The organism is Vibrio tetraodonis (assembly GCF_003350295.1).
Lineage (GTDB): Bacteria > Pseudomonadota > Gammaproteobacteria > Enterobacterales > Vibrionaceae > Vibrio > Vibrio tetraodonis.
In genome coordinates this window covers 247,954-271,014 of sequence record NZ_QLYY01000006.1, presented here as the reverse complement: position 1 = coordinate 271,014, position 23,061 = coordinate 247,954, and the positions used below count along the sequence as shown (strand labels likewise).

Below are 23,061 nucleotides of genomic sequence, written 5' to 3'. Positions count from 1 at the left end.
GGAATATGGCTAAATAACAGACAGCTTAGGCACCATTATTAAGCTCATATACTTCCGATAAGTATTGTAAAGAGTCACTTCACTAATATGAGTTTAGAGAGGATACCCAATAGGTATTTCAGCCAATTGTTCGCCTTGGTTCGCGGGGTAAACCAAGTACTCGCCATGATATTTGACGTTGGACTTATAATCCGTGATTTTGTGCAGCATAAATCCGGCATTTGCTGCCTTTTCTATAAATAAGGCATGATTTCCGCGAACAAACCAACTCATTGGCTTTACTAAGTCCTCCCCATCAAAGCAGTCATCACACTGTTTTGAACAAAGTGCAAAAGAGTTCGGTCCTTCAGTGAAGATCTGAACCTTTCCACAATTGATGAGCGGCTCTGACGTTGACACCTCCCAACCCTGTTCCTCCATGGAATCCAAAAAGTCATTAATTTCATGATCTTTTATGTGGCGATGTGCAGAGTTGAGTGGGAAGAAATCCGCATAAAATTTCGCAATACGTTGGAACGTATTCATAAGAGCTGCGTTATTACCTTTAGATCTTCCCTCTTTCTGCCATCGAGTCAAATCTCCCTGAACACAGCGATTAAACCGCTGTGATTTTATCGCTCGCGTTACCCATCTCACCAAATAGTGATTATTAGAAACAGGGGCATCCACGACTTTGCCCGTTTTATGTTCGCTTGCGAGCTCCTGCAATGCGCAGTTAACTAAGTTTTGAATTTCAGTTGTATACAGAGACATTATGCCTTTCTTCCAAATATCCAGTAACACGTCGTGGACAATATCGAACACGTCGTCATAACACTAATCATTGGCCAAACAACACCATCAGGCATAAATGCAATAGTGCCTCCCATCACAGACCCAGTACCAAAACGAAGAGTACCGGCGAGTGATGAAACTGTGCCAGCCATTGTCGGATAGCCACTTAGTAATAAAGCCATTGTATTACTTCCGATGGTAGCTGTTGTTCCAACAAAAAGGACCACGAAAGGTACAGTGCCCCATAGGCCTAGGTCAAGAATCCAACCAACAAATAAACCAGCTCCTGCGAAAAGTTGGATCAAAAGTGCCAGCTTTAACATCGCATGCGAACCGATTTTTTTTACAAAACGGCCATTAATCATAGTCATAATAATCATGGCAATAATGTTTAAAGCAAATAAATAACCAAATTCATTAGGTTCTACATGATATATATTGATGTAAACGAAAGAACCTGCGGTAAGAAACGAGAACATACCAGCAAAGGAAAAAGCACCCGAAAATATTAATCCAACCACAACTGGGTTAGTGCATAAACTGGCATAATGTTTCAGTATTGATACTAAGTGAAGAGGCTGCCTATTTTCCTCTCTCAGAGTTTCAGGAATTTTCCACAGCACAAGCGCTATAACGATTAAAGAAAACACAGCTAATACCCAAAAAATGCCACGCCAACCAAACCATATAGCGATATACCCTCCCAACAAAGGTGCAATGAGTGGTGCTATGGTAATCACTAGAGTGATAAAAGACATTGCGCGAGAAAAGTCTTCTCGATCAAACATATCACGGACTATAGCCTGAATAGTCACCGCGGCAGCAGCACCAGCAAAACCCTGAATCCCTCGTATCAATATCAGGGCGTCGATCCCCTCAGCTAAAGCACTCATAACAGAAGCAACCGCGAATAATGCTACTCCTATTATCAGAACTGGTCTACGGCCACAACTGTCAGCTAATGGGCCCTGGATAAGCTGACCTATGGCAAACCCTGCTGTATAAACGGTTAAAGTGATCTGCACTGACCCTTCTGCAACACCCAAATCACTAGCAAGGTTTGGCATTGCTGGCAAATACATATCAATTGCTAGCGGCGTTAAAGCGCCGACAGCTCCCAATACAAAAAAGAGTAGATAAGTAGTGGTGTGAGAAGAGGATGAAAAGAGGGAGTGATTAGGCATAAGTCTCCATAAATATTTTGGGACTGCTAGCCGCTTGGCTAGAGACAAATAGAAAGCAGCTATCAACACAAGTGTACTATTTATACAGGCTATATTGAGCTAACAGTGTATAAAAGACTACTTCCTATTTGGAACTAAACCATTTCCAATTTAACTGACTAGTGCCAGACTGAATCTATTTCTTCTTGAGTGAGAAAGCGGTATTCGCCTGGCTCTAGGTTTTCATCTAACTCAATCTGACCGATACGTTCTCTGTGCAAATGTTCAACTTTATTCCCAAGTGCCGCAAACATACGTTTAACCTGATGATACTTACCTTCTGTAATCGTCAATAAAAGCTCATTTTCTTTAGGATCAAGGATCTCAAGTTTAGCGGGTAAAGTCGGCATTTTTTCGTTGCGTAGCTCTATTCCATGAGTAAGCTTCTCTGCGTAGTCGGAGCCAATAGGGTCAGCAAGCCAAACACGGTAAGTCTTTTCACATTTATGCTTTGGTGAGGTAATGCGATGAGACCATTTTCCATCATCTGTGATAAGCACTAAACCTGTTGTATCCACATCTAAACGACCAGCAAAGTGGAGATCTTCCATCTTCACCTCATCTAACAACATGAATGCCGTCTGATTAAATCCATCTTCGTGAGAACAAACAAAGCCGTCCGGTTTAAACAGCATAATATAACGAGGGCCAGGTTTTTGAATTTCCCTCCCCTGCCACTCCACCACACAGTTGTGCGTTACTTTGACAGAGCCACTTTTTTGTATGACGTCATTCACAGTAACGTCACCGCTTTTGATTATTTTTGTTGCTTCTTTACGTGTTGCACCCAAAGCATCACATAAGTATTTATCTAAACGCATGATTACCTCATCCACATCGGGTAAGGTATTATAGAGCGCCTAGCCCAAATAGTTGAGTAATTTCACGCGATTTATGTATACATTACGACCTTATCAAACTGATTCGGTAAAAGCCGTTATCCACTACTTTCGCAAACACTCAAGCCCAGCGGTTTTGGTGCTGCCAACTGGCGCAGGCAAAAGCCTTGTTATTGCTGAGCTGGCTAGATTGGCTAAAGGGAAGGTACTGGTCTTGGCACATGTCAAAGAGCTGGTTGAGCAAAATCATGCCAAATACGAAGGTTATCAACTCGAAGGGGCTATTTATTCTGCGGGGCTCGGTCGAAAAGAAACCGATAAGCAAGTCATTTTTGCCTCTGTCCAATCTGTGGTCCGAAACTTAGATGATTTCAAAAACCAGTTCTCTCTACTCGTGATTGATGAATGCCATAGGGTGGCAGACGACAAGAGCACCAGCTACCAAAAGGTCATTCATCACTTACGCGAATTAAACCCCGGCATTAAAGTCCTTGGTCTTACCGCGACCCCCTACCGTCTCGGGATGGGGTGGATTTATCAGTACCATACGCGTGGCCTTGTTCGGACAAAAGAACCGAGATTCTTTCGAGATTGTATTTTTGAGCTACCGATCCGTTACCTACTTGACCAGAACTTTTTGACTCCAGCTCGCATGATGGATGCCCCCATACTTAGCTATGACTTTTCGCAATTAAAGCCATCCAGTACTGGTAGATACAAAGAGCATGAGTTGGACATGGTTATTGACCAAGCAAAACGAGCCACGCCGCAAATTGTTCAGCAAATTATTAATCATGCGCATAATAGGCAAGGTGTTATGGTTTTTGCCTCTACAGTACGCCATGCTCAGGAGATATTGTCATTACTTCCCCCTAACGAATCGGCTTTAGTTATCGGTGACACCACAGTCTCTGAGCGTGATTCAATAATCAGTGGCTTCAAAAATGGAAACATCAAGTTTTTAGTGAATGTATCTGTATTAACCACAGGGTTTGATGCACCGCATGTCGACCTAATTGCTATTTTACGCCCGACTGAATCTATCAGCTTATATCAGCAAATTGTCGGCAGAGGGCTTCGCTTAAGCTCAGGGAAAACGGAATGTTTAGTGCTCGACTATGCGGGCAATAGTTATGATCTTTACCAACCAGAAGTGGGCGAACCTAAACCTTCCTCTGATAGCGAAATCATCACTATTCCCTGCCCTGCATGTGGTTTTAACAACAACTTTTGGGGCAAACTCGACAGTAATGGATTTCTTATCGAACACTATGGACGAAAATGCCAAGGTTTTTTTGAGGATAAAACCACTCAGGAAAGAGAACATTGTGACTACCGTTTTCGAGCAAAATATTGTAACGAATGTGGCGCGGACAATGATATATCGGCAAGGGTTTGTCACCAGTGCGACGCGACGCTAGTCGATCCTGATAAAAAGCTTAAAGAGGCATTAAAGCTAAAAGATGCGCTTGTTTTTGAGTGCCGAGCTATGGACCTAGCCCTGCACAAAAATGAGAAAGGCAAAAATTGTCTAAAGGTATCCTATGTTGGTGATAACCAAGCGCAAGTCCATGAGTTTTGGTCATTATCCACACCAAAACAAAAGCAGGACTTTAAGGACTTTTTTGTCAGGTCTCACCTTGCCGACAAGCATAAACCTTTTGAAGAGTCCTCTCCGACTAAAATCGTCAACCACCAGCATCGCTTCCGACCACCACAGTTTATCATTGCCAGAAAGTCAGGGCGATTTTGGAAAATACGCGATAAGATATTTGCTGATGAACTGACGTGATTTTTTCGCGACAAGGTTTGATGTCATTTTATGGTCCATTATTCACTTTGTATTCATAAAAGATTGGTTATACTCAAGCGTAGAATTTTATAGCAAGATAACGTGATGTTTAATAAGCAGTTAGTCGGCCCACTTATTGCTGCCCTTTGTATTTTGGCAAGTACTTCGGCACATACTAAAACAGAATCGGATAAAAACGGCCATGCCTTAGTGCAGGACGTTCATCATGCTGGAACTGAAATCGAGTTCGAAGAAGACCAAGATGAAGTCTATGATGCTGTTCATAAAGGCTATATCCGCCCCTTTTCTGAGCTTTACACTATGGTTGAAAAAGATCTTCGTGGCCGCATTATCAAAGTAGAACTCGAAGAAGACGATGATGTTTGGGTCTATGAACTCAAGCTGAATTACAATAACAACATCATCAAAGTCGAATACAACGCTCAAACTTTAGAAATGATTCTGATTGAAGGTCGGAATTTTAAACAAGCCCTAAAAAACTAAACGGCATCACAATGAAAATACTTGTAGTCGAAGACGAACCTCGCCTAGGCGAACAAATAATCGAGTCGTTAGAAAACAACGGCTGGGTTCCCGAACTATCAACAGATGGGATTGACGCTCTTTACCGTGCAACATCGGAACAGTGGGATGCAATTGTACTTGACCTTGGCTTACCAAAATTAGATGGCCTCACTGTTTTAAAAAGTATTCGTGATGAAAACATAAATACTCCTGTTATTATTCTTAGTGCAAGAGATAGTCTGACTCAAAGAGTCGAAGGACTAAACGCTGGTGCAGATGACTATCAAACTAAACCCTTTGAAATGGTCGAGCTTATTGCTAGGATTCGCGCACAGCTCCGCCGTGCTTCCGGTAACGCGTCTCCGATAATGCAGATGGGCTGTCTGAGCCTGGATACACGAACATCTAAGGTGATGTGGCAAGGACAAGCCATTGACTTGACAGCGCTAGAGTATAAAGTTGTTGCTTATTTCATGCACAATCCTGAAAAAGTCATCTCACGTTCAGAGCTAGTCGAGCATATCTACAAGCAGGATTTCGACCGTGACTCTAATACTATTGAAGTTTTCATTGGCCGTATCAGAAAAAAAATTTCGCCCAAGGTAATCAAAACCGTCAGAGGTTTGGGGTATCAACTTAATGCCAATTAGGAAGATAAGGTTCATCAAACGCCTTAGCCTCAAAAGCCGCTTAGTACTTGCCGCTGTTGTTTGGTTGACCGCAATGATAATTGCAGCAGGTGTAATGATGCCTTCGCAAGTGTATCTTTACATGCAGGAAGATACTAAACAACAACTATCCATTTACATGGATGAAATCGCTGCCGCCCTTGAAGCCGACGAGAAAGGAAATCTTAAATTAACTTCTCCCCTTTCCGATCCTAGATTTACACGCCCATACAGCGGTTTTTATTGGTCAGCTAAAACAGATAATGCCTTACTTCGCTCACGTTCATTATGGGACAAAAACTTAACGATTAAGGATGAACATGACTTATTAGGGGCACGCGATGAAAAACTTATCTATATTCAATCAACCTTGTACTACCCAGACTATTCTGGCCCTATCGAAGTTACTATTGGTACCGACCAACAGCCCATAACGGATACAGTCCGTAATCTTATGAGCCAGTTATGGTTCATTCTAGCGCTTCTCTACATTGGCATTTTGGCGTTAATCATTATTCAGGTGCAATGGTCTTTAAGCCCGCTAAACAAAATGCACAAGGAACTATCACAGTTACGTATGGGGAAAAAAACACAACTAGACCAAGAATATCCAAAAGAAGTCGCGCCTGTTGTTTCGGACCTAAATGCCCTAGTTTTTCACTATCAAGAACTGCTTGAGCGAGCTCGGCACCATGCTGGAAATCTCTCCCACGCCCTAAAAACTCCACTTTCGGTGCTAAAGAATGAAATATCAACGAAAGACTCTGCTACTCAAGAGCAACTGCGCCCGCCAATCGACCAAATCCAAAATCAAATTGATTACCATTTAGGCCGAGCGAGGATGGCTGGCGCAAAAAATATTTTATCTGTTAGTGCCAATCCATCAGAACGCGTTGACGCTATTTCCATGGCATTCGATAAAGTATACGCAGAACGCGGCATTAGCCTTATTAATGAGTTAGACAGCAGTATAAGCGTCGCAGTCGAGAAAACCGATCTTGATGAAATGCTGGGCAACCTTATTGAAAACGCTTACAAATGGTCAAGTAGTATTATTCGTATCCATTCTTTATTACAAAAAGATAGTCCTGAAACAATCGACATTATGATAGAAGATGATGGAATTGGAATACCAGAACAAAAACTGGCTACCGTCATTAAGCGTGGTGTTCGCTTGGATGAAACCATGCCTGGGACAGGTTTAGGCCTCAATATTGTTTGCGAAATGGCACACAGCTATCGAGGCAAATTAACGCTAAGTCGAAGTGCTCTAGGTGGATTGAAAGTCATTCTATCTTTGAAGCTAGCTCAGTAGATCATGTGCAGAGCAACTTTACTGCCAACCAATGCAGCACTATGCTCACCGAGTTTTACTAGCTTCATGTGCCCATCAAAGGCTCCTTGGCGAACAAACAACTGTTCTATCACTCCATTTCGTTTAGGTTCTAATTCCAAACGTTTGTGCTTTCCCATGACAAAAAATATTCCGTCACTATCGAGTTCATACCAACCTGAGCTGGTGTATCCAACTTGGCTCTTTGGCAAAAGAGCATAAACGCCATAGCTGCTGTCTTCTTTCAGTATTAGTTCAAGTCGAAGAGGTAAAGTAATACCGAAGTTGTTATCAGGAACCACCGAAGACACATGGGCTACGGTGTGACTGCTCATATGTCGGTTAATGGTATTATTATTCAAATAAGCGATCAGGGCCCCCAACATTGCTCCCACTATCATAATAAGAACTGCTGCCAGTTTACTCACAACTTAACACCCCACTCTTAGGACGAAAACTCAGAGAACGGCCACTTTTATCAACTAATAAAGTTAGCTCTCCAAAGTCGTATAAATTAACGTCTTGGTAACGAACTTTGGTACCGTTAGAGTCTGGAGAAAACCAACATGCGCTAAAGTGTTTTTGTTCAAATGATATATCTGAAAGAGGAGAGCGCATGTTCTCTACGATTAAGTAACTGGTGAGTGCCGAACAAAAAAATAACCCCGCAGCCATTAACAATGGATGCTTTTGTATATTAGGCTTATGAGCAACCTCATTTTCAACTAACTGTGTAAGTTCAGCATCAATAACTGGTATTTGTATTTCACCAGGTTCGTAATCTGGCTGGTAAGTTTCCACAGTTCCTACAAACTGATACCCTTCACCACGTACGGTTTTAATTACCTCTCCAGAACGATCTTCAAAAGCACGGCGACAACTGGAAATACAATGCATCAAGCTGCTCATTTCAACCACAATACCGCGTTTCTGCCAGACATGATGCATGAGTTCATCTTTGGCCAACGTTTTACCCGCTTCATCAATCATCAAATTAAGCAAGGCGATCTCATTAACCCCAATAGGATAACGCACATTACTATTTAGATTTTGAATATAGCCACGTTTAGAATCGAAAATCGAATTTCCGTTTATGATTAACATGAGTTCTCTTAGGTCAATAACTGGTAGTGCTTTTTATACCTAAGATTTTTTATCCAAAGTTAGAGGACTGTCAGCTTGATGATGTTTCAATATGAAGCATTATTAAAAAAAATCAAAGCATTGATTTTTATAGTAAAAAACACAAAATAAAACGAATGTCATATCTACTATATGTAAACACTAGAGTATAAATATGAATACCTTGGCGCAACCAATATCGTATTATCATCATCAAGACGAATGATCTTTAGGTCTTCCATAGAGTGCATACCGTGTTGACTAAACATAGTTTCTATAATGGAAAGCTCCTTTCCATGAGGTATAACTCGCTCAGCAGAGCTTGGCATCAGAGATAAGCCATTGGAACTAAAGCCATATTGTCCAGATACATTAAAGCCAATCAAATCATCAGTGAGGAAGTACATTTCATACTGACCTGAACGTTTGAAATTCAGCTGAGTTAATAAGCCTATATTCTCACTGCCCTGCCTAGTAGGAACAATAATCTCTGTTTTACTCTCAAAACTGCGATTCATCGTCGGCGAACTTGTGTATGCAGATAAACCACCCACGAGCATTCCCATAATAATGCTGGCAGAACATATTATCTTATTCACAAACCACCTCCACATCTTTTGGACGATAGCTAATAGACGTTCCATCCTCTTTAATTAAAATAACTTGGTTGCCTGTCTCAAATGCTCGAACTTGATTAACAACAAGTGGAGATTGAGTTGATAGGGTGCATTTCGTATAAAAGGTCTCAGTGTACTCAACTTCAACCCAGGGTGACACCCAGGAAGAAACCAACCAGTGACTGGATAGAGCACTGAATACAAACATTGCTAGGTAAGCACTACGCGGTTTATTTAAAACTAACCAACTTGAGTCATTTAAAGAACCACTAATATCAGGCTGTTGATTAGCTATGGGAGTAATGGCTTCAGGCTCATAATCTCTTATATCGCCATTAAATTGATACCCCACCCCACGAACCGTACTAATAATCTCAGCATCTTTATCACGTAGAGCTTTACGACAGCTTGAGATGCAATGAAGCAGGCTACTTTCTTCAACAATGACACCTTTTTTGTGCCATACCTGTTCAAGAAGAATAGACTTTGTGAGTGGCTCACTTGGATGCTCAACCATGAATTTGAGCATTGCAACCTCATTACCTCCCAGCGTTGATTTATAACCGGTTGTAATATCTTCTACCGAGCCCGCTAGTAAATTTAAAATAAGGTTTTCATTAATTATCAGTATCGACATAAACTGAATAAAGACACTAGGTTATGTCGCTATACGATATCTTAAAATCTAAGAAAAACAAAAACTTTGTGGTCCTATCTCACAATTTCATCATGAATTGTTATCTACGTTGCAGACCAGCGAGTGATTTCGTATAAATAAACATCACAAACATAAGTATTAGAATCTATACACTAATTAAATTATGTTGAACTCGTTTAATTATCTTGTTTTTAAAACCCAAAACATGATCAAAATTCATACAAAAACTTCGAGATAGATTTTATGGTGTATTAATAAGGGTTACTAATGTGAAGCTTTGAACAAGGGATGAGATTTCAAATGGTCTAGAAAAATCCAATACTTCTGCATGATCACAAATATAGATACCAATATTCATTGTGCCTCCATGCACCATTGTTAATACTTCACAACTCTCTAAGTGATAAAAATTAAAATTACAAAATAAGAAGCATTTATTTTAGGGAGTTTGTCTCATAAAACCATAATGTTAGATGATAGCATTACACCTACCACAGAATGAAAAATTGTAATGAAGTTATCAAGTATGGCTCTGAATTCTGCGCTACTTGACCAGCCAGACCTACCAAGAGCAGACCTGCCGTTAAATATAAGACGCATCAGCCAGTTATCCGATGATACAAACCTTCCATCGAATATACGCCATTTACCAACATTATTAATGATGGAGATCCGTCAGGTTGGAGATCGAATGAATGCCATTAGAGCTGCGTTTGAAGATAAAAGCCCTTATACAGCTAATCAAACATCCCAAATAGTTCGTACCCTTACTTCCTCAGACCTTCCTTCAAAATATCTCTCTACAGATGATAAAAAGCGAGTTGGGACAAGCAAGATATTCAGCCTCGACCAATTAAGCTTACAAAAAGTTTATTCTGCCCATGCAGAAAACCCTAATAACTCACAGAAAGCCACAAGTTTACTACGCAATAAACCTGTAAAACTACCCAGTAGAGATGTGGAGCACACTGTTAATATCGATGCTTACCTTGCCAACAGACTTCCATCAGGGCTAGTTGATCTCATCAGCAAACACGGTGCAGAATTTTTTCTTTTTAACTCCAGTGATCAAGACGCAGCTAACCACTATAAAAGCCAAGGTTTTGATACATGCTTTAAGGTGTCTTCTCCCACTTCAACTCGCTTCTATCTTTTAAAAAATCACCAGACAAGCGAAACCAAAGTAATAGTGTCTGGAATAGGCTCTCATACACGCCTTAAACATCAGATACTTCAGTTCCACTTCTCGGGAATTGATGTCACAACTAAGCTAACCTCCATTGGCAGTATTGACACCCTAAAAGCTTCCTCGATAAAAAGGTTAAAGTCTCAGTTAGCTCAAATTCAAGCAGACGAAAAAATTCTCTATATCGGTGCTCGCTGGAAAGTCATGGAATCGATCGCCAATAAAATCTATAACCTTTCGGGTGAAAATGAGGGTGAAGGATACAAAAAGCTCACCCCACATAATCACAAAATCGGCCCTTTTACTTTTGATGAAGTAACTATCACAAACAATGGCAAGACAGTATCAATTGCGGCGCTAAGAATGCCCAATGGCGAGCTATCTTATGACGCGGTAAAGACATTTGCCGAATCAGGTTTTAACAAAATCGTAATGTGTGGTGCGGGTGGCCGAATTGCTGGCGATGCACAGGTAGGTGATTATATCCACCTAAATCATTCATATTACGAAGAGAATGCTGTGAATTTGAGTAATACCGAAGTCCTGATACCCAGTGAATTTTTACGCATCAATACAACTGCTTGTTCTAATACCACTGTCGATTCACCACTCATTGAAACAAAATCATGGCTCGCACAGCAAAAAGAGACCAAAGTAGCAACGGTCGATGTAGAAACAGCGCATATATTCAATGCAGTGAATGATAGCCCCTGCTCTATCACTATCATACCTGGGATATTTGTATCGGATATTGTTGGCGAACATCCTCTTGAAGATAAAATCAGTGGTAATGGCGCAGATAAACATATCGATGAATTTGTAAAAGTAACATGGAATGCGCTGTTTCAAGCTCAAAACTAGAAACACCTCTATCATCCAACCCGACAATATCTAAGGCAATACAGGATAAAGGTTTATTATTGATAGATTAGTATTTTAATGAAAGTTTTTCATTGAGCTTTAGGTCTTTGTTCTCATGCTAATTAAGAGGAAAAAGATTTTATGCATGCTATCGAGAACAATACAAAGACTGACAATATTGGTTACCTTATCGGCGTTTTTGGCGTGGCACTATTGCTGATTTGGATCGGTGTTTATAAATTTACACCGACCGAAGCCAAACTGATTCAACCTTTAGTCGAAAATCATTTCGCGATGAATTGGCTTTATGACCTTTTTTCTATTCAAGCGGTGTCTAATCTGATAGGAGCAGCAGAAATCATCGTCGCTCTGGGGCTTATTGTGGGCATTAAAAAGCCGAAGATTGCGTTTTATTCTGGTATTGCTGCGGCAGCTATCTTCATTACAACATTAAGCTTTTTGCTCACAACGCCTAATACTTGGAAAGTCTCGGATGGTGTGTTGGTCACCAACTTTTTCCTAGTAAAAGATATTTTGTTCCTTGCCGTATCGATAAGCATTATTGAAAGAAATAAGCCAAGCAACTAACCCAAACAAGGAGCCAAAAAGATATTATCTTTTTGGCTCCTGAGCAAATACCGAAAATAAGTAAACCTTAAGCTGAGTGACGTTCTAATTGCGTTCGATACAAGGCAATATCTTCTACAGTCAACACTGGCATATTATGTTTTTGGGCAAATAAAAGGAGTATTATGTTTAATCAATCCACCACGAACTTCATCAATATCGCTGTTAGAAGGCTTAGTGTCTAGTTTATATTCCATAACACATTATGCAAATTGTATTATTATTGAAATAGGCCCTAGGGTATTTATAGGCCAAGTATATAACTTCTCTAGCCCTATTGATTAAGAACTGCGTTTAGTTAAGAATTTTAATTTCGTTAACATCCTCGCCATCTCTCCAGCGAATGCAAGTATTCATGCCAGTGACGGATACTGTTTTTCCAGCCGCATGGGCCGCCAAAATCATAGAATATTGCTGTTTTCCTGCATTAGAGTTTTCATCGCGTACTATCCAATATGGATTAGCAGCGCATGGAGCTGGTTGCACTCTGGATGAAGGGTCATCTAAATAAAAGTATATTAAACCATCGCTAGCACGAACAATAATACGATCAACCGTACCCGTCTGACTACCAGCAAAGGAAAAGTTAGAAACAAATAATAGAACTAATATTGGAAGTATTTTATTCATATAAAAACTCTAAAAATAAATCATCACAAGTCTGAATCGTAGGGTCGACATCCTACTATAATAGAATGCAATGTAAAATCACTTTGTGTCATTACCATACGTCATAAATGTCAATTTTATGAGCTAGAGTAAATAAATATTTCCATTAAACTATTTAAAAATGATTAATCACCATCGAAAGACACTAATTTTATCTCCAATTTAACACCAAAATATCGCAGACAAAGCTTAGGGTCCTGTGAGGTGGAATCCTTTCTGCTCAACTCTTCAATTAAATCTGCCATAAAGTTTTTGACGGGTTGTTCAGCTTCAGCCAAACGATTTTCTAAAATACAATTCTTCATTTTTCTAGCAACAACCTTAATTTTATATCATCAATAGCCTCTTCAATTTTGTTCCACGAAGAGAAAACTATTATACATAATCAACCTGAGCGAATGAGTATTTCAGGTTGATTATGTTCAGTTTAATACTTCATATCACATTTTTTATGTAATATTTTGACATTGTAGTTAGTAAATCTGAGGCAAATTTTTTGGATTCGTTATTAAGAAGCCGAAAAGACTCAACAATTAAGGAATCTCGGATATGTTGATGCTGGCGTAATTGATGAAATTGAGGGAATGATTTCATTTCTGAGGTAAAGTTGACATGCGAGTACAGCTCAAAGCCTACTTTTATCCGAAACCCTATAGCTACAGAAAAGTCCCGGATTTTGTTCACATCCTCAAGCACTCTATATTGATGTTCCGTCAAACCGAGTACGCGAGCAATAACATTAGTAGGTATGTTATTATCTTGCCGAAATCGTCTCACAGTAAGAGAAATAGAACGATAGTAGTCAATTGCAAATTCGTTAATGTCGAGCACTTTGGGCGGTAATAAGTCATCATAACAAAATGATGGCGTCACCTCAGGCACTAACTTAGTTTGAAAAACTTCAAATTGAGAACGAGCTTCACTGTCCATTAAGTTTGTAATCATTTGTAAATAAAGATCAAACTGTTGCGAAGGTAAACGCCCAACACAGTACAAAGCTTCAATTGCTTTATCATCCATCCCTCTATAATGTTCTCTAACTTTTAAGGCGTAGTAAAAGCTCGTCATTGGGACCATCATTACCCAAGACACCGCCGCAACTACATGAATAGGCCGCATGCATAGATAGCTTTGCTGCATGTATCGTCTTAACGTCGAACGATTAAGACCAGTGATCTTATCCTCAAGTTCGACCAACGACATCTTCTGTGCACGGCGCACAAAGGACATAGAAATAGCCATATCTGTGTCTATTGTACTAAAAAGAGAATCCAATGTTTGAATCCTTTCCTCTGAAACAAGCCTCATTTTTTTCTTCTTGGTCATAGTTCTTTTTAAACACTGCATTAGGCTCAATATCCCTCTATGATGAGGGGTTTGAATGTAAATGACAAAGTAATTAAATTTGTTAGCTCAGAGTCAAAGGGTTAATCAGTAGCTTTAATTGAATTTTGGGTGTAAAAACCCCTTTACCAGAAACTTAAAAAATGAATCACAGTGGCTTGTTTAGTTGTTTCTTACCATTTCCAACATAGTAGTTTCACATAGATTGTATCTGTTTCTTATTGCCTGAAAGCCAATAGAGTGGTAGTATCCGCGCTCGCTTATAGAGTTACTATCCGTTTCTTCTATAGCGATATACCACATCACGGCAAGGTCGCATTGCTGGGTGTGAAGTTCATTTTTTAAATTTGAGAGTAAATACTATGAAATTTGAAGCAGTAGTACGTACTGAACTAGGTAAAGGTGCGAGCCGCCGCCTACGTCACGCCGGTCAATTCCCTGCTATCGTTTACGGTGGTGAAGCTGCGCCAGTATCAATCGTTCTTAACCACGACGACATCGTTAACCAAATGGATAAGCCTGAGTTTTACGAAGGTGTTGTTCTTGTGATCGACGGCGCTGAAGTGAAAGTTAAGCCACAAGACGTTCAACGTCACGCTTTCAAGCCAAAAGTTGAGCACATGGACTTCATCCGTATCTAATTCCACACCAAGGAATTTGTTGGATTAAATCCAGCCTTTTGCATAAAGAATATCGGCCTTACCATTCGAGACTTCTAAAATTCGAAACCCCGATGCTACCAACATCGGGGTTTCACCGTTTTTCAACCCTTCAAAATGTGTCTACAGTTTTCCAATATAAGTAACTTAAGCTTTAATGCTTATATGATAACTCATATCATTTGATTATTAAGTCTTTACATTAAAATAAAATGTTATTCTTATACCCGAACCAATATTAATTTATATATCAGTTAAATATCCTACGGAGGAAATAAGTATCCAAATGTGACATATATTATATTTCTTAAGTCAAAAGCTTTTCTCTCTCATTTCCTATGATAGAAACACTTTCTCACTTAACATTAATATAACATTATGAAAAAAACAGCTATTGTCACGCTAGGCACTTTACTACTTACTTCTACAACATTTGTGAATGCTTCAACCTTTGTTTACTGTGGTCACCTCGATGGAAGTGATTGGGATTGGCTTCTCGATGATCATGATTATTACGAAACTATTCAAGGGCAGTGGAAACGAGTCACTGAAGGAAACAATCGATATTTCAACGTATTTCGTGTAACAGAAACAGAATTTCAGGAAAAAGCATTCGATTGTCCGACTGGGTATATTCCTCAACCCGCTGAAAGTGGTACGTCTCGCTGGGAAATATTTGAAATCATCAGACCTGATGGATCTCGTTACTTCATCGACGGCTACAAAACTTATTATTCATCTATAACTAATCAAGCAACCTATAACGAATATTTCCGTTTATAATCTTCATACATTCTATAGCCCAAGCCAGTTTTCAACCAAAATGAATAGCTGGCTTTCAAAAATCACTTCCAAAAATCATTGAAGAGCTATTTAATTATAATAAAGTAGTTGATTTCATTATAATTAAATTAACCTCACCTTTTATAACTGACAATATAAATTATTATATATCATCAAAGAGTAATATTTTTGTGATAAAAACCTAAGAAAAATTCTTATTTATTTTCTTTCTTCGAACGTTTGTGATAGAAAAACTTTCCATAAAATTTTAATGTAAGACAATGAAAATTAAAGCTATTACAACCCTGGGTTCTCTTCTATTAGCATCAACCACATTCGTCAATGCTTCAACTTTCGTATATTGTGGTCTCCCTGACGGTAGCGATTGGAATTGGCTTCTTGATGCTAATGATAACTATGAGACTATTCAAGGGCATTGGGTGCGAATAACCGAGGGGAGCAATCAATACTTCAATGTTTTCCGTGTCAGTGAAATAGAGTTTCAGGCACGAGCATTCAGTTGTCCGGCTGGGTATGTCCCTCAGCCAGCAGAGAGCGGTACATCTTACTGGGAGATATTTGAGATCATTAGACAAGATGGATCTCGCTATTTTATCGATGGTTATAAAACCTACTACTCTTTGTCTACTAATAAGGTTTCTGATTATAACCTCATGCGTCGTTTATAAAATAGAAACTCTCGCCAAACTTTTAATAAACAATATTTTACATTTTAAAAAATAATACAATTAGTATTAACAATAAAATAACCGTTATAAACTATGAAAAAAAAGACTACATTCACTCTCGTCACTCTGCTAGGTATATCATCAACGCTTGTTAATGCTTCACCCTTTGTTTATTGTGGTCTCCCCGACGGCAGCGATTGGGAGTGGCTTATCAACTCTCATAACCACTATGAAACAATTCAAGGGCAATGGGCTCGAGTAGCCGAAGCGACCAATCAATATTTCAACGTTTTCCGTGTCAGTGAGACAGAATTTAAGGCAAAAGCATTTAGTTGCCCAGCAGGATACATCCCTCAACCCGCAGAAAGCGGAACATCCCGCTGGGAACTATTTGAAATAGTAAGGCAAGACGGCTCTCGTTACTTGATTGATGGTTACAAAACCTATTATTCAATCACTACCAATCAGGTTACTAGCAACCACTATTTTCGTTCCCTTTAGATAAGCCTTAATATTCACAAGGCTTTATAGACTACCTTTAGAAGGCCAAGTATTTTCTTGGCCTTTTGAGTCAATCTATGACCTCTAATGGACTTGCATTCCCAATATTCGAGAGCATGGCATAATAGAAGCCAATGTTTCCACTGCTCAATCGACATCGGGGTTTCACCGTTTTTGAGCCCTTCAGAAACATTTTGTTAATATTAAACCAAGCACATATTGGTTCTAGGTATTAACACCGCGAATATAAGCTGTTAGTTTCATATCTCCTTTCAAGTGGTCTATTTGAAAAGGAAATAAATGGGAAAAAGTATTTCCCTATTAATTAAAAAAACAATAACTAACAGGCTTTAAACTATGACTATAAAAACAAGTTTAACAACCCTAGCTCTTCTTGCTGCTTTTAACGCTCACTCATATCAACATTATGCTGTTTTTGAGGATTATGCGGATTTAAGTTCAGTGCAAGCCAATACTGCTCGCATTAGTCAAATAATAAAAACAGATAACAACCAAACTACAACAGCGGCTGCCTATTCTTATAATGATCTCGGCCAAGTAACACAGCGTGATTACGTTGATAGCGCTTTAAACTATACCTATAACAGTGATGGTTTATTAGCATCAGCGCGTGCACTGATGAAACACGGGGAGATGAACACTTACGTTAAACATACCAAAGAGAACTTCATCTCTTCGTATCAATATAACGACCAAGGCCAAGTGACGTCAGAGACAAAGCAAGTTTTTCATAGAGAAGCTTCTGATCTAAGTGGCACACCGATCGCAACCTATAATATTCAATACGTTTATAATGAAAACGATAAACTGGTTCAACGTACACAAACACCTCTATCAGGTGATGAAACATCGGCGAAGCACTTTTACTACACCTATCATACCGATGGCAAGTTACAGCAAATCCGAGAGGTAAAGCAGTCAACGCCTGCACAAACAAGTACGCTATCGCTGCAATACTATCCAAATGGTGAAATCAAAAAGGCAACGCAAAACCTGTTTGCTCAAGGAGAAAAAACTATCGAACTGACGTATCTAAACGATGCTTCTGTATACGGCCCATATTACTCTGACCCTGTAAAAGAATGGAAAGTAGATATGGACTTCTTTGGCCTGTCTTTTAAGCCGATTGAAACACTCAAGCAAACTGTCGGCGGAGTTGAAACCACATACAGTTACCAATATCAAAATAACGATAATGATAGCTTGGCAGACAGTTTACAGCTGAGCGTTTCATCACCTTATTTCAGCAAGCAAATCGACTATACAATGACAAATCAATAAGACCATTAAGGCGAGTTTATACTCGCCTTTTTTATTTTTAGAGAACTGGCAAGGGCCCTCAATTTTCTACATACAAATCTTATCTTTAAGCCTTTTGAAACATTTTCTTACTACAAAACCAGATGCACACAGACTAATTTCATTAATAACTACATTCATATCTTTTAGGTTCATATTTCTTTCCGATATTTCAATAGGAAAGAGGTTCTTTGAAGGATGAACCTTCCTTCAACGATAAAAATAAAACTATTAGGCTTTAACTATGAACTTAAAAGCAAGCTTTGCAGCCCTAGCCATTTTTTCTGCATTTAGCGCAAACGCGTACCAGCACTATTCTGTCTTCAAAGACTATGTTAACCAAAATGCAGTACAAGCAAACTCGTCCCGTCTGGCTCAAATTTCAAAAACCGCCAACGGCCAAACTACCATCGCTTCTTCATATTCTTACGATGACTTCGGCCGTGTTACACAACGTGATTACGCTGATAGTACCTTCGATTACACTTGAAATGACCTACTTTGATGATGCTTCAATCTATGGCGTTTACTATGTTGACCCAGTTAAAGAGTGGAAAGTGGATATGGACTTTTTCGGCCTAGCATATAAGCCCATCAAGACACTCAAGCAAACAGTCGGTGAGGTTGAAACCACATACAGTTACCAATATCAAAATAACGATAATGATAATTTGCCGGATAGCTTGGAGCTGAATGTCTCCATCCCTAGTTCAAACTTCAATAAACAAGTCCACTATGAAATGACAAATCAATAGCAAATATCCCCAACTAGCAATCTAGCTATTTTGAATAGCGCTATTTTTCTCTCTAAAAAATAGCGCTACTTAGAATAACAACGTCGAAATCTCGGTAAGTTAGAGGTAAAGAATACAAAAATCGAAGTTTGCACCGTTAACCTAACGCTGTATTATTAACCGATAAAAATTTTATGAAAGAAATTAGGTAGATTCTAAAATGATAAGACACATTTTGCTTATTCAATTTAAGGCTGACGCAACTCCCCAACAGATAGAAGAACTTAAACAGTCATTTTTATGTATGCCTAATCTTATTGAGGGAGTTGAACATGTCGAATGGGGACTAAACGATAGCCCCGAAGGTAAGAATAAGAACTATACCCATTGCGTTGTGATGACCTTTACTGATGAGGCAGGTCGTAAACATTACCTCCCCCACTCTAAACATGACGATTTGAAAGACATTTTTAGACCAATCCTTGAAGATATTATCGTCTTTGATTTTACGGTATAACATGATGAATGTTCTTTCATCTCTACCCAACGACTTAACCAATGAGGTCTTTGAAGATCTTGTGACTGGAAGTCAATTTCGCCTTGAGCGTATTGTTTCCAAAGGCCAATGTTCAGAGCCTGATTTTTGGTACGATCAGGACGAGCATGAATGGGTACTAGTATTGACTGGCCATGCCAAAATCCAGTACACCAATGGAAAAGAAATAGAATTAAAAGCGGGTGATAACCTTAACATTCCGGCCCATACTAAACACAGAGTAAGCTATACTGCTCCCGATGAAGAAACTATTTGGCTGGCGCTATTTTATAAGGATTAACCATGATTTCCTGTAGCAAATACGATTATATAGAAATAGCCTGTCTCTATCACATTCCTATTCGCTTAGTTACGGAGTCTGCTCAAGTTTTTGAAGGGAAAGCGAAAACAACCAACTATGATCACCAGCGCAGAGAGTGTATCGTTATTGATACTCTCTGTGGCGACATGCACATCCCGACCTCAACCTTAGTGTCAATGACAGCACTGACCGATAACCCTCATTTTAGTGAAATTACCTTTCAACAAATCCGCTAAAAGCAAAAGGCCCGTTATGCTTTTAATAACGGGCCGATAAACTAATATGCCTTAGTTAGATTACTAATCAATTAGCCTTACTTGGGGCTATATGGCAGAGATGAGTGATGCAGATTGATTTTTATATTTCCAGCATCATCTTTGATGTAACCAAAAGTGTATTCTACTTTAACTTCTTGACCATCGGTTTTGGTAAAAAAGTAATTGCCCATGGCCATTGCCATGTCGGAGTTTTTATCTGTAATGATGCCTTCATTTTCCCAACGAACATTAGTATAAGGCGCTAGAGCAAAACCATTATCTTCTTTAATTTCGCCACCAACAAAATAAGAAAGTGCTTCAGATTTTGAATGTCTAAATTGATCTTCAACTGCCAACGTCGGCTTGAAAAGTACAGTACCTAAATCATAGGCATAAAACTTGTCGATATGCTTAATGGCAGCACTACGAGCATCTTTTGCTTTGCCAATTGCGATAATGCCCTCACCCCAACCTTTCTGAGCCGCTTCTACCTCGTTAGGTGTGATCGGAGAGGCGTAAACATTAAGCGTTACAAGTGATGCAATTAGAGATGAAGCAATGTAGGTTTTTCTCATAGATAAATTCCTTGTCAGCAAGATAACGTCTACCTTTCTAACTTACTCGAAATGATTTGTCTATCCTTTTTCTAATTTTTATGAATGCCACACGGTAAAAAACATTACCCCTGATAATGTTTGATCCGATGCTTTTTGTTTGCTAGCGTATCAGGCCGCCGAGTAAATATTTATGCCTATCCTTCTGATATAAAAGCATTATCATCTAGGTTCGTATAATTGTCATTCTGAGCATAATTTAAGGAGCTTTGATGCGTTTCTCCCTCACTGCATTAGCTGTCTCAGCGATACTGATCACTGGCTGCAGCAACCAAGGAATTAACACCATGACTCAACCATCCCAAGTAGAACTGATTGCCCAACAAACCCAAACACCGATTGCGAAGAAAGTCCCCCGTGCCCTAGAGAATCATGGCGATACTCGGATTGATAATTATTACTGGATGAGAGACGACCAACGTAAAGATGCTGAAGTTTTGCAGCACCTTGAACAGGAAAACCAGTACGCTGATAAGGTTTTAAGTCATACCGAAGAGCTGCAAAAACAGCTATTTGAAGAGCTAAAAGGTCGTATCGCAAAAGATGACAGCTCCGTCCCAGTGAAAGAAGGTAACTTCTACTATTCTAACCAAGTATCGGGTGACAACGAATACGCTATTTATCGACGTGCCAAAGACTTCGCAGGGACAGACTCGGAAGTTTTACTCGATGCCAACGAATTAGCAAAAGAGCACGAGTTCTTCAATGTCGGCGGATTATATGTAAGCCCAAATGAGTCTCTCATGGCTTATGGTGAAGACACATTAAGCCGACGTGTTTATACGATTCGGATTAAAAATCTCGATACAGGTGAGTATTTAGACGATAAAGTCGAAGGGGCTGAAAGTGATATCGCTTGGCAAAATGATAATAAAGCCTTTTATTACATCAAAAAGGATCCCCAAACCCTATTAGGTTACCAAGTTTACCGTCATGTTCTGGGCACACCACAAAGCAGCGACACATTAATATATGAAGAGAAAGACGATGCTTACTATACCTCGCTCGGAAAAAGTAAAGATGGTGAGCAAGTATTCATAACTCACTACAGCACCGAAACCAGCGGTGTATCCATTGTCGATGCGAACGACTCCAAAGCCACAGCTAAAGCATTTTATCCAAGAGAAGAAGGTGTTGAATACAGCATTGCTAAACTAAATGACTGGTATTACATCTACACCAATTATCAGGCGGTAAACTTCCGCCTAATGAGAGTGGAAAAAGACCATATTCAAGACCGCAGTAAATGGCAAGATGTGATCGCTGCTGACAAAGATACTCTACTGGTTGATTTTACCTTATTTGACGATCACCTCGTCTACGAACAGCGTAAAGACGGTTTATCAACTCTTAAAGTTCGTCAGCTTTCAACAGGCAAAGAGTTCCCGCTAGAGTTTAACGACAGTGCTTTTTCTGCCTACTTTACAGGTAATTATGAGCTTCAAAACTCAAAAGTTAGGATTTACTACAGCAGCCTGACCACACCTGGAACCTACTATGATTTCGACCTTACCACTGGTAAGCCTGAAGTACTCAAGCAGACGCCAGTACTCGGTGACTTTGAGGCGAGTAACTATCAGTCTGAACGAATCATGGTTTCAGCAAGAGATGGTAAACAGATACCTGTGTCTCTGGTATACAGAAAGGACAAATTTAAAAAAGATGGTACAAACCCAATATACCAATACGGTTATGGATCATACGGGCACACCATAAACCCATCATTTCATTCAGCACGCCTAAGCTTATTAGACCGCGGGTTTGTTTATGCTATCGCACACATCAGGGGCTCAGAGATGCTTGGTCGACCTTGGTATGAGGATGGTAAAAAGCTTACCAAGCAAAATACCTTTAACGACTTTATTGATGTAACCCGAGAACTAACCAAGGCTGGCTATGGCTCAAAAGATAAAGTCTTTGCGGTTGGAGGCTCAGCAGGCGGGCTATTGATGGGGGCTGTCATTAATCAAGCACCAGAGCTATATCGGGGAGTAGCGGCTCATGTGCCCTTTGTCGACGTGGTAACAACCATGCTTGATGAATCCATTCCGTTAACCACCAACGAATATGATGAGTGGGGTAACCCTGGTGAAAAAGCCTATTATGACTATATGCTTAGCTACTCACCTTATGACAATGTTAGCTCTCAAGATTATCCAAACCTGTTAGTCACGACAGGACTACACGATTCACAAGTGCAATATTTTGAGCCTATGAAATGGGTCGCCAAATTACGCGAGATGAAGACAGACAATCATGCGTTACTCTTTAAGACGGATATGGAAGCAGGCCATGGTGGGGCTTCTGGCCGCTTTAAACGCTTAAAAGAGGATGCTCTCGAGTATGCGTTTTTTCTTGATTTGCTGAATGAAAAATAGCGGTCAAACAAAACAAAGCCCGCTTTAATAG

The 23,061-nt window shown here is 39.6% G+C and carries 28 protein-coding genes and 1 pseudogene; 17 read left to right on the top strand and 12 right to left on the bottom strand.

Annotated features, from left to right (window positions below):
- Positions 1-93 precede the first annotated feature (93 nt).
- From DPF90_RS03475 to rsuA, 3 genes are all read right to left on the bottom strand, one after another.
- The gene (locus tag DPF90_RS03475) at positions 94-753 is read right to left on the bottom strand and encodes a DUF2913 family protein (protein WP_114784722.1); all 660 of its coding nucleotides are present in this window, start codon (positions 751-753) and stop codon (positions 94-96) included.
- A complete protein-coding gene (locus DPF90_RS03470; protein ID WP_114784720.1) occupies positions 753-1,958 on the bottom strand; it encodes a Bcr/CflA family multidrug efflux MFS transporter in 1,206 nt (401 codons plus the stop codon). The genes DPF90_RS03475 and DPF90_RS03470 overlap by 1 nt, the downstream gene beginning before the upstream one ends.
- Positions 1,959-2,116: 158 nt before the next feature.
- Positions 2,117-2,818 (bottom strand): 16S rRNA pseudouridine(516) synthase RsuA, encoded by a 702-nt coding sequence (gene rsuA / locus DPF90_RS03465; RefSeq protein WP_114784718.1) that lies wholly within the window; start codon positions 2,816-2,818, stop codon positions 2,117-2,119.
- 73 nt (positions 2,819-2,891) lie between these two features.
- Between rsuA and radD the strand changes: the two genes are divergently transcribed.
- From radD to DPF90_RS03445, 4 genes are all read left to right on the top strand, one after another.
- The gene (gene radD / locus DPF90_RS03460) at positions 2,892-4,628 is read left to right on the top strand and encodes a DNA repair helicase RadD (protein ID WP_114784716.1); all 1,737 of its coding nucleotides are present in this window, start codon (positions 2,892-2,894) and stop codon (positions 4,626-4,628) included.
- A gap of 105 nt (positions 4,629-4,733) precedes the next feature.
- Positions 4,734-5,132, top strand: a complete 399-nt coding sequence (locus DPF90_RS03455) for a PepSY domain-containing protein (protein WP_114784714.1) — start codon at positions 4,734-4,736, stop codon at positions 5,130-5,132.
- Between the two features lie 11 nt (positions 5,133-5,143).
- The gene (locus DPF90_RS03450) at positions 5,144-5,803 is read left to right on the top strand and encodes a response regulator transcription factor (RefSeq protein ID WP_114784712.1); all 660 of its coding nucleotides are present in this window, start codon (positions 5,144-5,146) and stop codon (positions 5,801-5,803) included.
- Positions 5,793-7,136 carry an ATP-binding protein gene (locus DPF90_RS03445; RefSeq protein ID WP_114784710.1) on the top strand — a complete coding sequence of 448 codons (1,344 nt, stop codon included), beginning with the start codon at positions 5,793-5,795 and terminating at the stop codon, positions 7,134-7,136. The genes DPF90_RS03450 and DPF90_RS03445 overlap by 11 nt, the downstream gene beginning before the upstream one ends.
- Here DPF90_RS03445 and DPF90_RS03440 read toward each other — a convergent pair.
- The 4 genes from DPF90_RS03440 to DPF90_RS03425 all read right to left on the bottom strand — a co-directional run bounded on the left by DPF90_RS03440 (position 7,130) and on the right by DPF90_RS03425 (position 9,530).
- The gene (locus tag DPF90_RS03440) at positions 7,130-7,582 is read right to left on the bottom strand and encodes a hypothetical protein (RefSeq protein WP_114784708.1); all 453 of its coding nucleotides are present in this window, start codon (positions 7,580-7,582) and stop codon (positions 7,130-7,132) included. The genes DPF90_RS03445 and DPF90_RS03440 overlap by 7 nt on opposite strands.
- Complete coding sequence (locus DPF90_RS03435; RefSeq protein ID WP_114784706.1) at positions 7,575-8,258, bottom strand: winged helix-turn-helix domain-containing protein; 684 nt, start codon at positions 8,256-8,258, stop codon at positions 7,575-7,577. The genes DPF90_RS03440 and DPF90_RS03435 overlap by 8 nt, the downstream gene beginning before the upstream one ends.
- A 167-nt stretch (positions 8,259-8,425) precedes the next feature.
- On the bottom strand, positions 8,426-8,875 hold the full coding sequence (locus DPF90_RS03430) for a hypothetical protein (RefSeq protein ID WP_114784704.1): 450 nt from the start codon (positions 8,873-8,875) through the stop codon (positions 8,426-8,428).
- On the bottom strand, positions 8,868-9,530 hold the full coding sequence (locus tag DPF90_RS03425) for a winged helix-turn-helix domain-containing protein (protein WP_275895324.1): 663 nt from the start codon (positions 9,528-9,530) through the stop codon (positions 8,868-8,870). Before DPF90_RS03425 ends, DPF90_RS03430 begins: the two co-directional genes overlap by 8 nt.
- 547 nt (positions 9,531-10,077) lie before the next feature.
- On the opposite strand from DPF90_RS03425, the gene DPF90_RS03420 reads away from it, so the two are divergent.
- Both DPF90_RS03420 and DPF90_RS03415 read left to right on the top strand, forming a co-directional pair.
- Positions 10,078-11,598, top strand: coding sequence for a hypothetical protein (locus DPF90_RS03420; protein ID WP_205395155.1), 1,521 nt, complete (start codon positions 10,078-10,080; stop codon positions 11,596-11,598).
- A 141-nt stretch (positions 11,599-11,739) separates the two neighbouring features.
- Positions 11,740-12,186, top strand: a complete 447-nt coding sequence (locus tag DPF90_RS03415) for a DUF417 family protein (protein ID WP_114784700.1) — start codon at positions 11,740-11,742, stop codon at positions 12,184-12,186.
- A gap of 149 nt (positions 12,187-12,335) precedes the next feature.
- Here DPF90_RS03415 and DPF90_RS20585 read toward each other — a convergent pair.
- The 4 genes and pseudogenes from DPF90_RS20585 to DPF90_RS03395 form a co-directional block, all read right to left on the bottom strand.
- Positions 12,336-12,422, bottom strand: a pseudogene (locus tag DPF90_RS20585) (GNAT family N-acetyltransferase); the annotation flags it as partial.
- A gap of 97 nt (positions 12,423-12,519) precedes the next feature.
- On the bottom strand, positions 12,520-12,855 hold the full coding sequence (locus tag DPF90_RS03405; protein ID WP_114784698.1) for a hypothetical protein: 336 nt from the start codon (positions 12,853-12,855) through the stop codon (positions 12,520-12,522).
- A gap of 164 nt (positions 12,856-13,019) precedes the next feature.
- Entirely contained in the window at positions 13,020-13,199 is a 180-nt protein-coding gene (locus DPF90_RS03400; protein ID WP_114784696.1) for a hypothetical protein, read from the bottom strand.
- A 130-nt stretch (positions 13,200-13,329) separates the two neighbouring features.
- Positions 13,330-14,220 carry a hypothetical protein gene (locus DPF90_RS03395; RefSeq protein WP_114784694.1) on the bottom strand — a complete coding sequence of 297 codons (891 nt, stop codon included), beginning with the start codon at positions 14,218-14,220 and terminating at the stop codon, positions 13,330-13,332.
- A gap of 380 nt (positions 14,221-14,600) precedes the next feature.
- Here DPF90_RS03395 and rplY point away from each other — a divergent pair, with 380 nt between their 5' ends.
- The 10 genes from rplY (at position 14,601) to DPF90_RS03350 (ending at position 20,017) form a co-directional block, all read left to right on the top strand.
- Complete coding sequence (gene rplY / locus DPF90_RS03390; protein ID WP_114784692.1) at positions 14,601-14,879, top strand: 50S ribosomal protein L25; 279 nt, start codon at positions 14,601-14,603, stop codon at positions 14,877-14,879.
- A 396-nt stretch (positions 14,880-15,275) separates the two neighbouring features.
- A complete protein-coding gene (locus DPF90_RS03385) occupies positions 15,276-15,680 on the top strand; it encodes a hypothetical protein (protein ID WP_114784689.1) in 405 nt (134 codons plus the stop codon).
- A 281-nt stretch (positions 15,681-15,961) separates the two neighbouring features.
- Positions 15,962-16,369, top strand: coding sequence for a hypothetical protein (locus DPF90_RS03380; protein WP_114784687.1), 408 nt, complete (start codon positions 15,962-15,964; stop codon positions 16,367-16,369).
- Positions 16,370-16,462: 93 nt separating this feature from the next.
- A complete protein-coding gene (locus tag DPF90_RS03375; RefSeq protein ID WP_114784685.1) occupies positions 16,463-16,870 on the top strand; it encodes a hypothetical protein in 408 nt (135 codons plus the stop codon).
- A gap of 357 nt (positions 16,871-17,227) precedes the next feature.
- The gene (locus tag DPF90_RS03370; RefSeq protein WP_114784683.1) at positions 17,228-18,172 is read left to right on the top strand and encodes a hypothetical protein; all 945 of its coding nucleotides are present in this window, start codon (positions 17,228-17,230) and stop codon (positions 18,170-18,172) included.
- Between the two features lie 262 nt (positions 18,173-18,434).
- On the top strand, positions 18,435-18,680 hold the full coding sequence (locus DPF90_RS20430) for a hypothetical protein (RefSeq protein ID WP_240314458.1): 246 nt from the start codon (positions 18,435-18,437) through the stop codon (positions 18,678-18,680).
- Complete coding sequence (locus tag DPF90_RS20425; RefSeq protein WP_240314457.1) at positions 18,646-18,945, top strand: hypothetical protein; 300 nt, start codon at positions 18,646-18,648, stop codon at positions 18,943-18,945. The genes DPF90_RS20430 and DPF90_RS20425 overlap by 35 nt, the downstream gene beginning before the upstream one ends.
- A gap of 199 nt (positions 18,946-19,144) precedes the next feature.
- Positions 19,145-19,441, top strand: coding sequence for a Dabb family protein (locus DPF90_RS03360; protein WP_114784681.1), 297 nt, complete (start codon positions 19,145-19,147; stop codon positions 19,439-19,441).
- 4 nt (positions 19,442-19,445) lie between these two features.
- Positions 19,446-19,760, top strand: a complete 315-nt coding sequence (locus tag DPF90_RS03355; RefSeq protein WP_114784835.1) for a cupin domain-containing protein — start codon at positions 19,446-19,448, stop codon at positions 19,758-19,760.
- Positions 19,761-19,762: 2 nt separating this feature from the next.
- A complete protein-coding gene (locus tag DPF90_RS03350; RefSeq protein ID WP_114784679.1) occupies positions 19,763-20,017 on the top strand; it encodes a Rho-binding antiterminator in 255 nt (84 codons plus the stop codon).
- Between the two features lie 77 nt (positions 20,018-20,094).
- Here DPF90_RS03350 and DPF90_RS03345 read toward each other — a convergent pair whose 3' ends face one another.
- Positions 20,095-20,613: a hypothetical protein gene (locus tag DPF90_RS03345; RefSeq protein ID WP_114784677.1), complete on the bottom strand. Its 519-nt coding sequence runs from the start codon at positions 20,611-20,613 to the stop codon at positions 20,095-20,097.
- A gap of 251 nt (positions 20,614-20,864) precedes the next feature.
- On the opposite strand from DPF90_RS03345, the gene DPF90_RS03340 reads away from it, so the two are divergent.
- A complete protein-coding gene (locus DPF90_RS03340) occupies positions 20,865-23,030 on the top strand; it encodes a S9 family peptidase (protein WP_114784675.1) in 2,166 nt (721 codons plus the stop codon).
- The last annotated feature ends 31 nt before the right edge of the window (positions 23,031-23,061 follow it).

What these genes read in the sequence shown, in the direction of transcription:
- DPF90_RS03475 (WP_114784722.1), bottom strand. Translation starts at nt 753, where the DNA reads ATGTCTCTGTATACAACTGAAATTCAAAACTTAGTTAACTGCGCATTG.
- DPF90_RS03470 (WP_114784720.1), bottom strand. Translation starts at nt 1,958, where the DNA reads ATGCCTAATCACTCCCTCTTTTCATCCTCTTCTCACACCACTACTTAT.
- rsuA (WP_114784718.1), bottom strand. Translation starts at nt 2,818, where the DNA reads ATGCGTTTAGATAAATACTTATGTGATGCTTTGGGTGCAACACGTAAA.
- radD (WP_114784716.1), top strand. Translation starts at nt 2,892, where the DNA reads ATGTATACATTACGACCTTATCAAACTGATTCGGTAAAAGCCGTTATC.
- DPF90_RS03455 (WP_114784714.1), top strand. Translation starts at nt 4,734, where the DNA reads ATGTTTAATAAGCAGTTAGTCGGCCCACTTATTGCTGCCCTTTGTATT.
- DPF90_RS03450 (WP_114784712.1), top strand. Translation starts at nt 5,144, where the DNA reads ATGAAAATACTTGTAGTCGAAGACGAACCTCGCCTAGGCGAACAAATA.
- DPF90_RS03445 (WP_114784710.1), top strand. Translation starts at nt 5,793, where the DNA reads ATGCCAATTAGGAAGATAAGGTTCATCAAACGCCTTAGCCTCAAAAGC.
- DPF90_RS03435 (WP_114784706.1), bottom strand. Translation starts at nt 8,258, where the DNA reads ATGTTAATCATAAACGGAAATTCGATTTTCGATTCTAAACGTGGCTAT.
- DPF90_RS03425 (WP_275895324.1), bottom strand. Translation starts at nt 9,530, where the DNA reads ATGTCGATACTGATAATTAATGAAAACCTTATTTTAAATTTACTAGCG.
- DPF90_RS03420 (WP_205395155.1), top strand. Translation starts at nt 10,078, where the DNA reads ATGGCTCTGAATTCTGCGCTACTTGACCAGCCAGACCTACCAAGAGCA.
- DPF90_RS03415 (WP_114784700.1), top strand. Translation starts at nt 11,740, where the DNA reads ATGCATGCTATCGAGAACAATACAAAGACTGACAATATTGGTTACCTT.
- DPF90_RS03405 (WP_114784698.1), bottom strand. Translation starts at nt 12,855, where the DNA reads ATGAATAAAATACTTCCAATATTAGTTCTATTATTTGTTTCTAACTTT.
- DPF90_RS03400 (WP_114784696.1), bottom strand. Translation starts at nt 13,199, where the DNA reads ATGAAGAATTGTATTTTAGAAAATCGTTTGGCTGAAGCTGAACAACCC.
- DPF90_RS03395 (WP_114784694.1), bottom strand. Translation starts at nt 14,220, where the DNA reads ATGACCAAGAAGAAAAAAATGAGGCTTGTTTCAGAGGAAAGGATTCAA.
- rplY (WP_114784692.1), top strand. Translation starts at nt 14,601, where the DNA reads ATGAAATTTGAAGCAGTAGTACGTACTGAACTAGGTAAAGGTGCGAGC.
- DPF90_RS03385 (WP_114784689.1), top strand. Translation starts at nt 15,276, where the DNA reads ATGAAAAAAACAGCTATTGTCACGCTAGGCACTTTACTACTTACTTCT.
- DPF90_RS03380 (WP_114784687.1), top strand. Translation starts at nt 15,962, where the DNA reads ATGAAAATTAAAGCTATTACAACCCTGGGTTCTCTTCTATTAGCATCA.
- DPF90_RS03375 (WP_114784685.1), top strand. Translation starts at nt 16,463, where the DNA reads ATGAAAAAAAAGACTACATTCACTCTCGTCACTCTGCTAGGTATATCA.
- DPF90_RS03370 (WP_114784683.1), top strand. Translation starts at nt 17,228, where the DNA reads ATGACTATAAAAACAAGTTTAACAACCCTAGCTCTTCTTGCTGCTTTT.
- DPF90_RS20430 (WP_240314458.1), top strand. Translation starts at nt 18,435, where the DNA reads ATGAACTTAAAAGCAAGCTTTGCAGCCCTAGCCATTTTTTCTGCATTT.
- DPF90_RS03360 (WP_114784681.1), top strand. Translation starts at nt 19,145, where the DNA reads ATGATAAGACACATTTTGCTTATTCAATTTAAGGCTGACGCAACTCCC.
- DPF90_RS03355 (WP_114784835.1), top strand. Translation starts at nt 19,446, where the DNA reads ATGAATGTTCTTTCATCTCTACCCAACGACTTAACCAATGAGGTCTTT.
- DPF90_RS03350 (WP_114784679.1), top strand. Translation starts at nt 19,763, where the DNA reads ATGATTTCCTGTAGCAAATACGATTATATAGAAATAGCCTGTCTCTAT.
- DPF90_RS03345 (WP_114784677.1), bottom strand. Translation starts at nt 20,613, where the DNA reads ATGAGAAAAACCTACATTGCTTCATCTCTAATTGCATCACTTGTAACG.
- DPF90_RS03340 (WP_114784675.1), top strand. Translation starts at nt 20,865, where the DNA reads ATGCGTTTCTCCCTCACTGCATTAGCTGTCTCAGCGATACTGATCACT.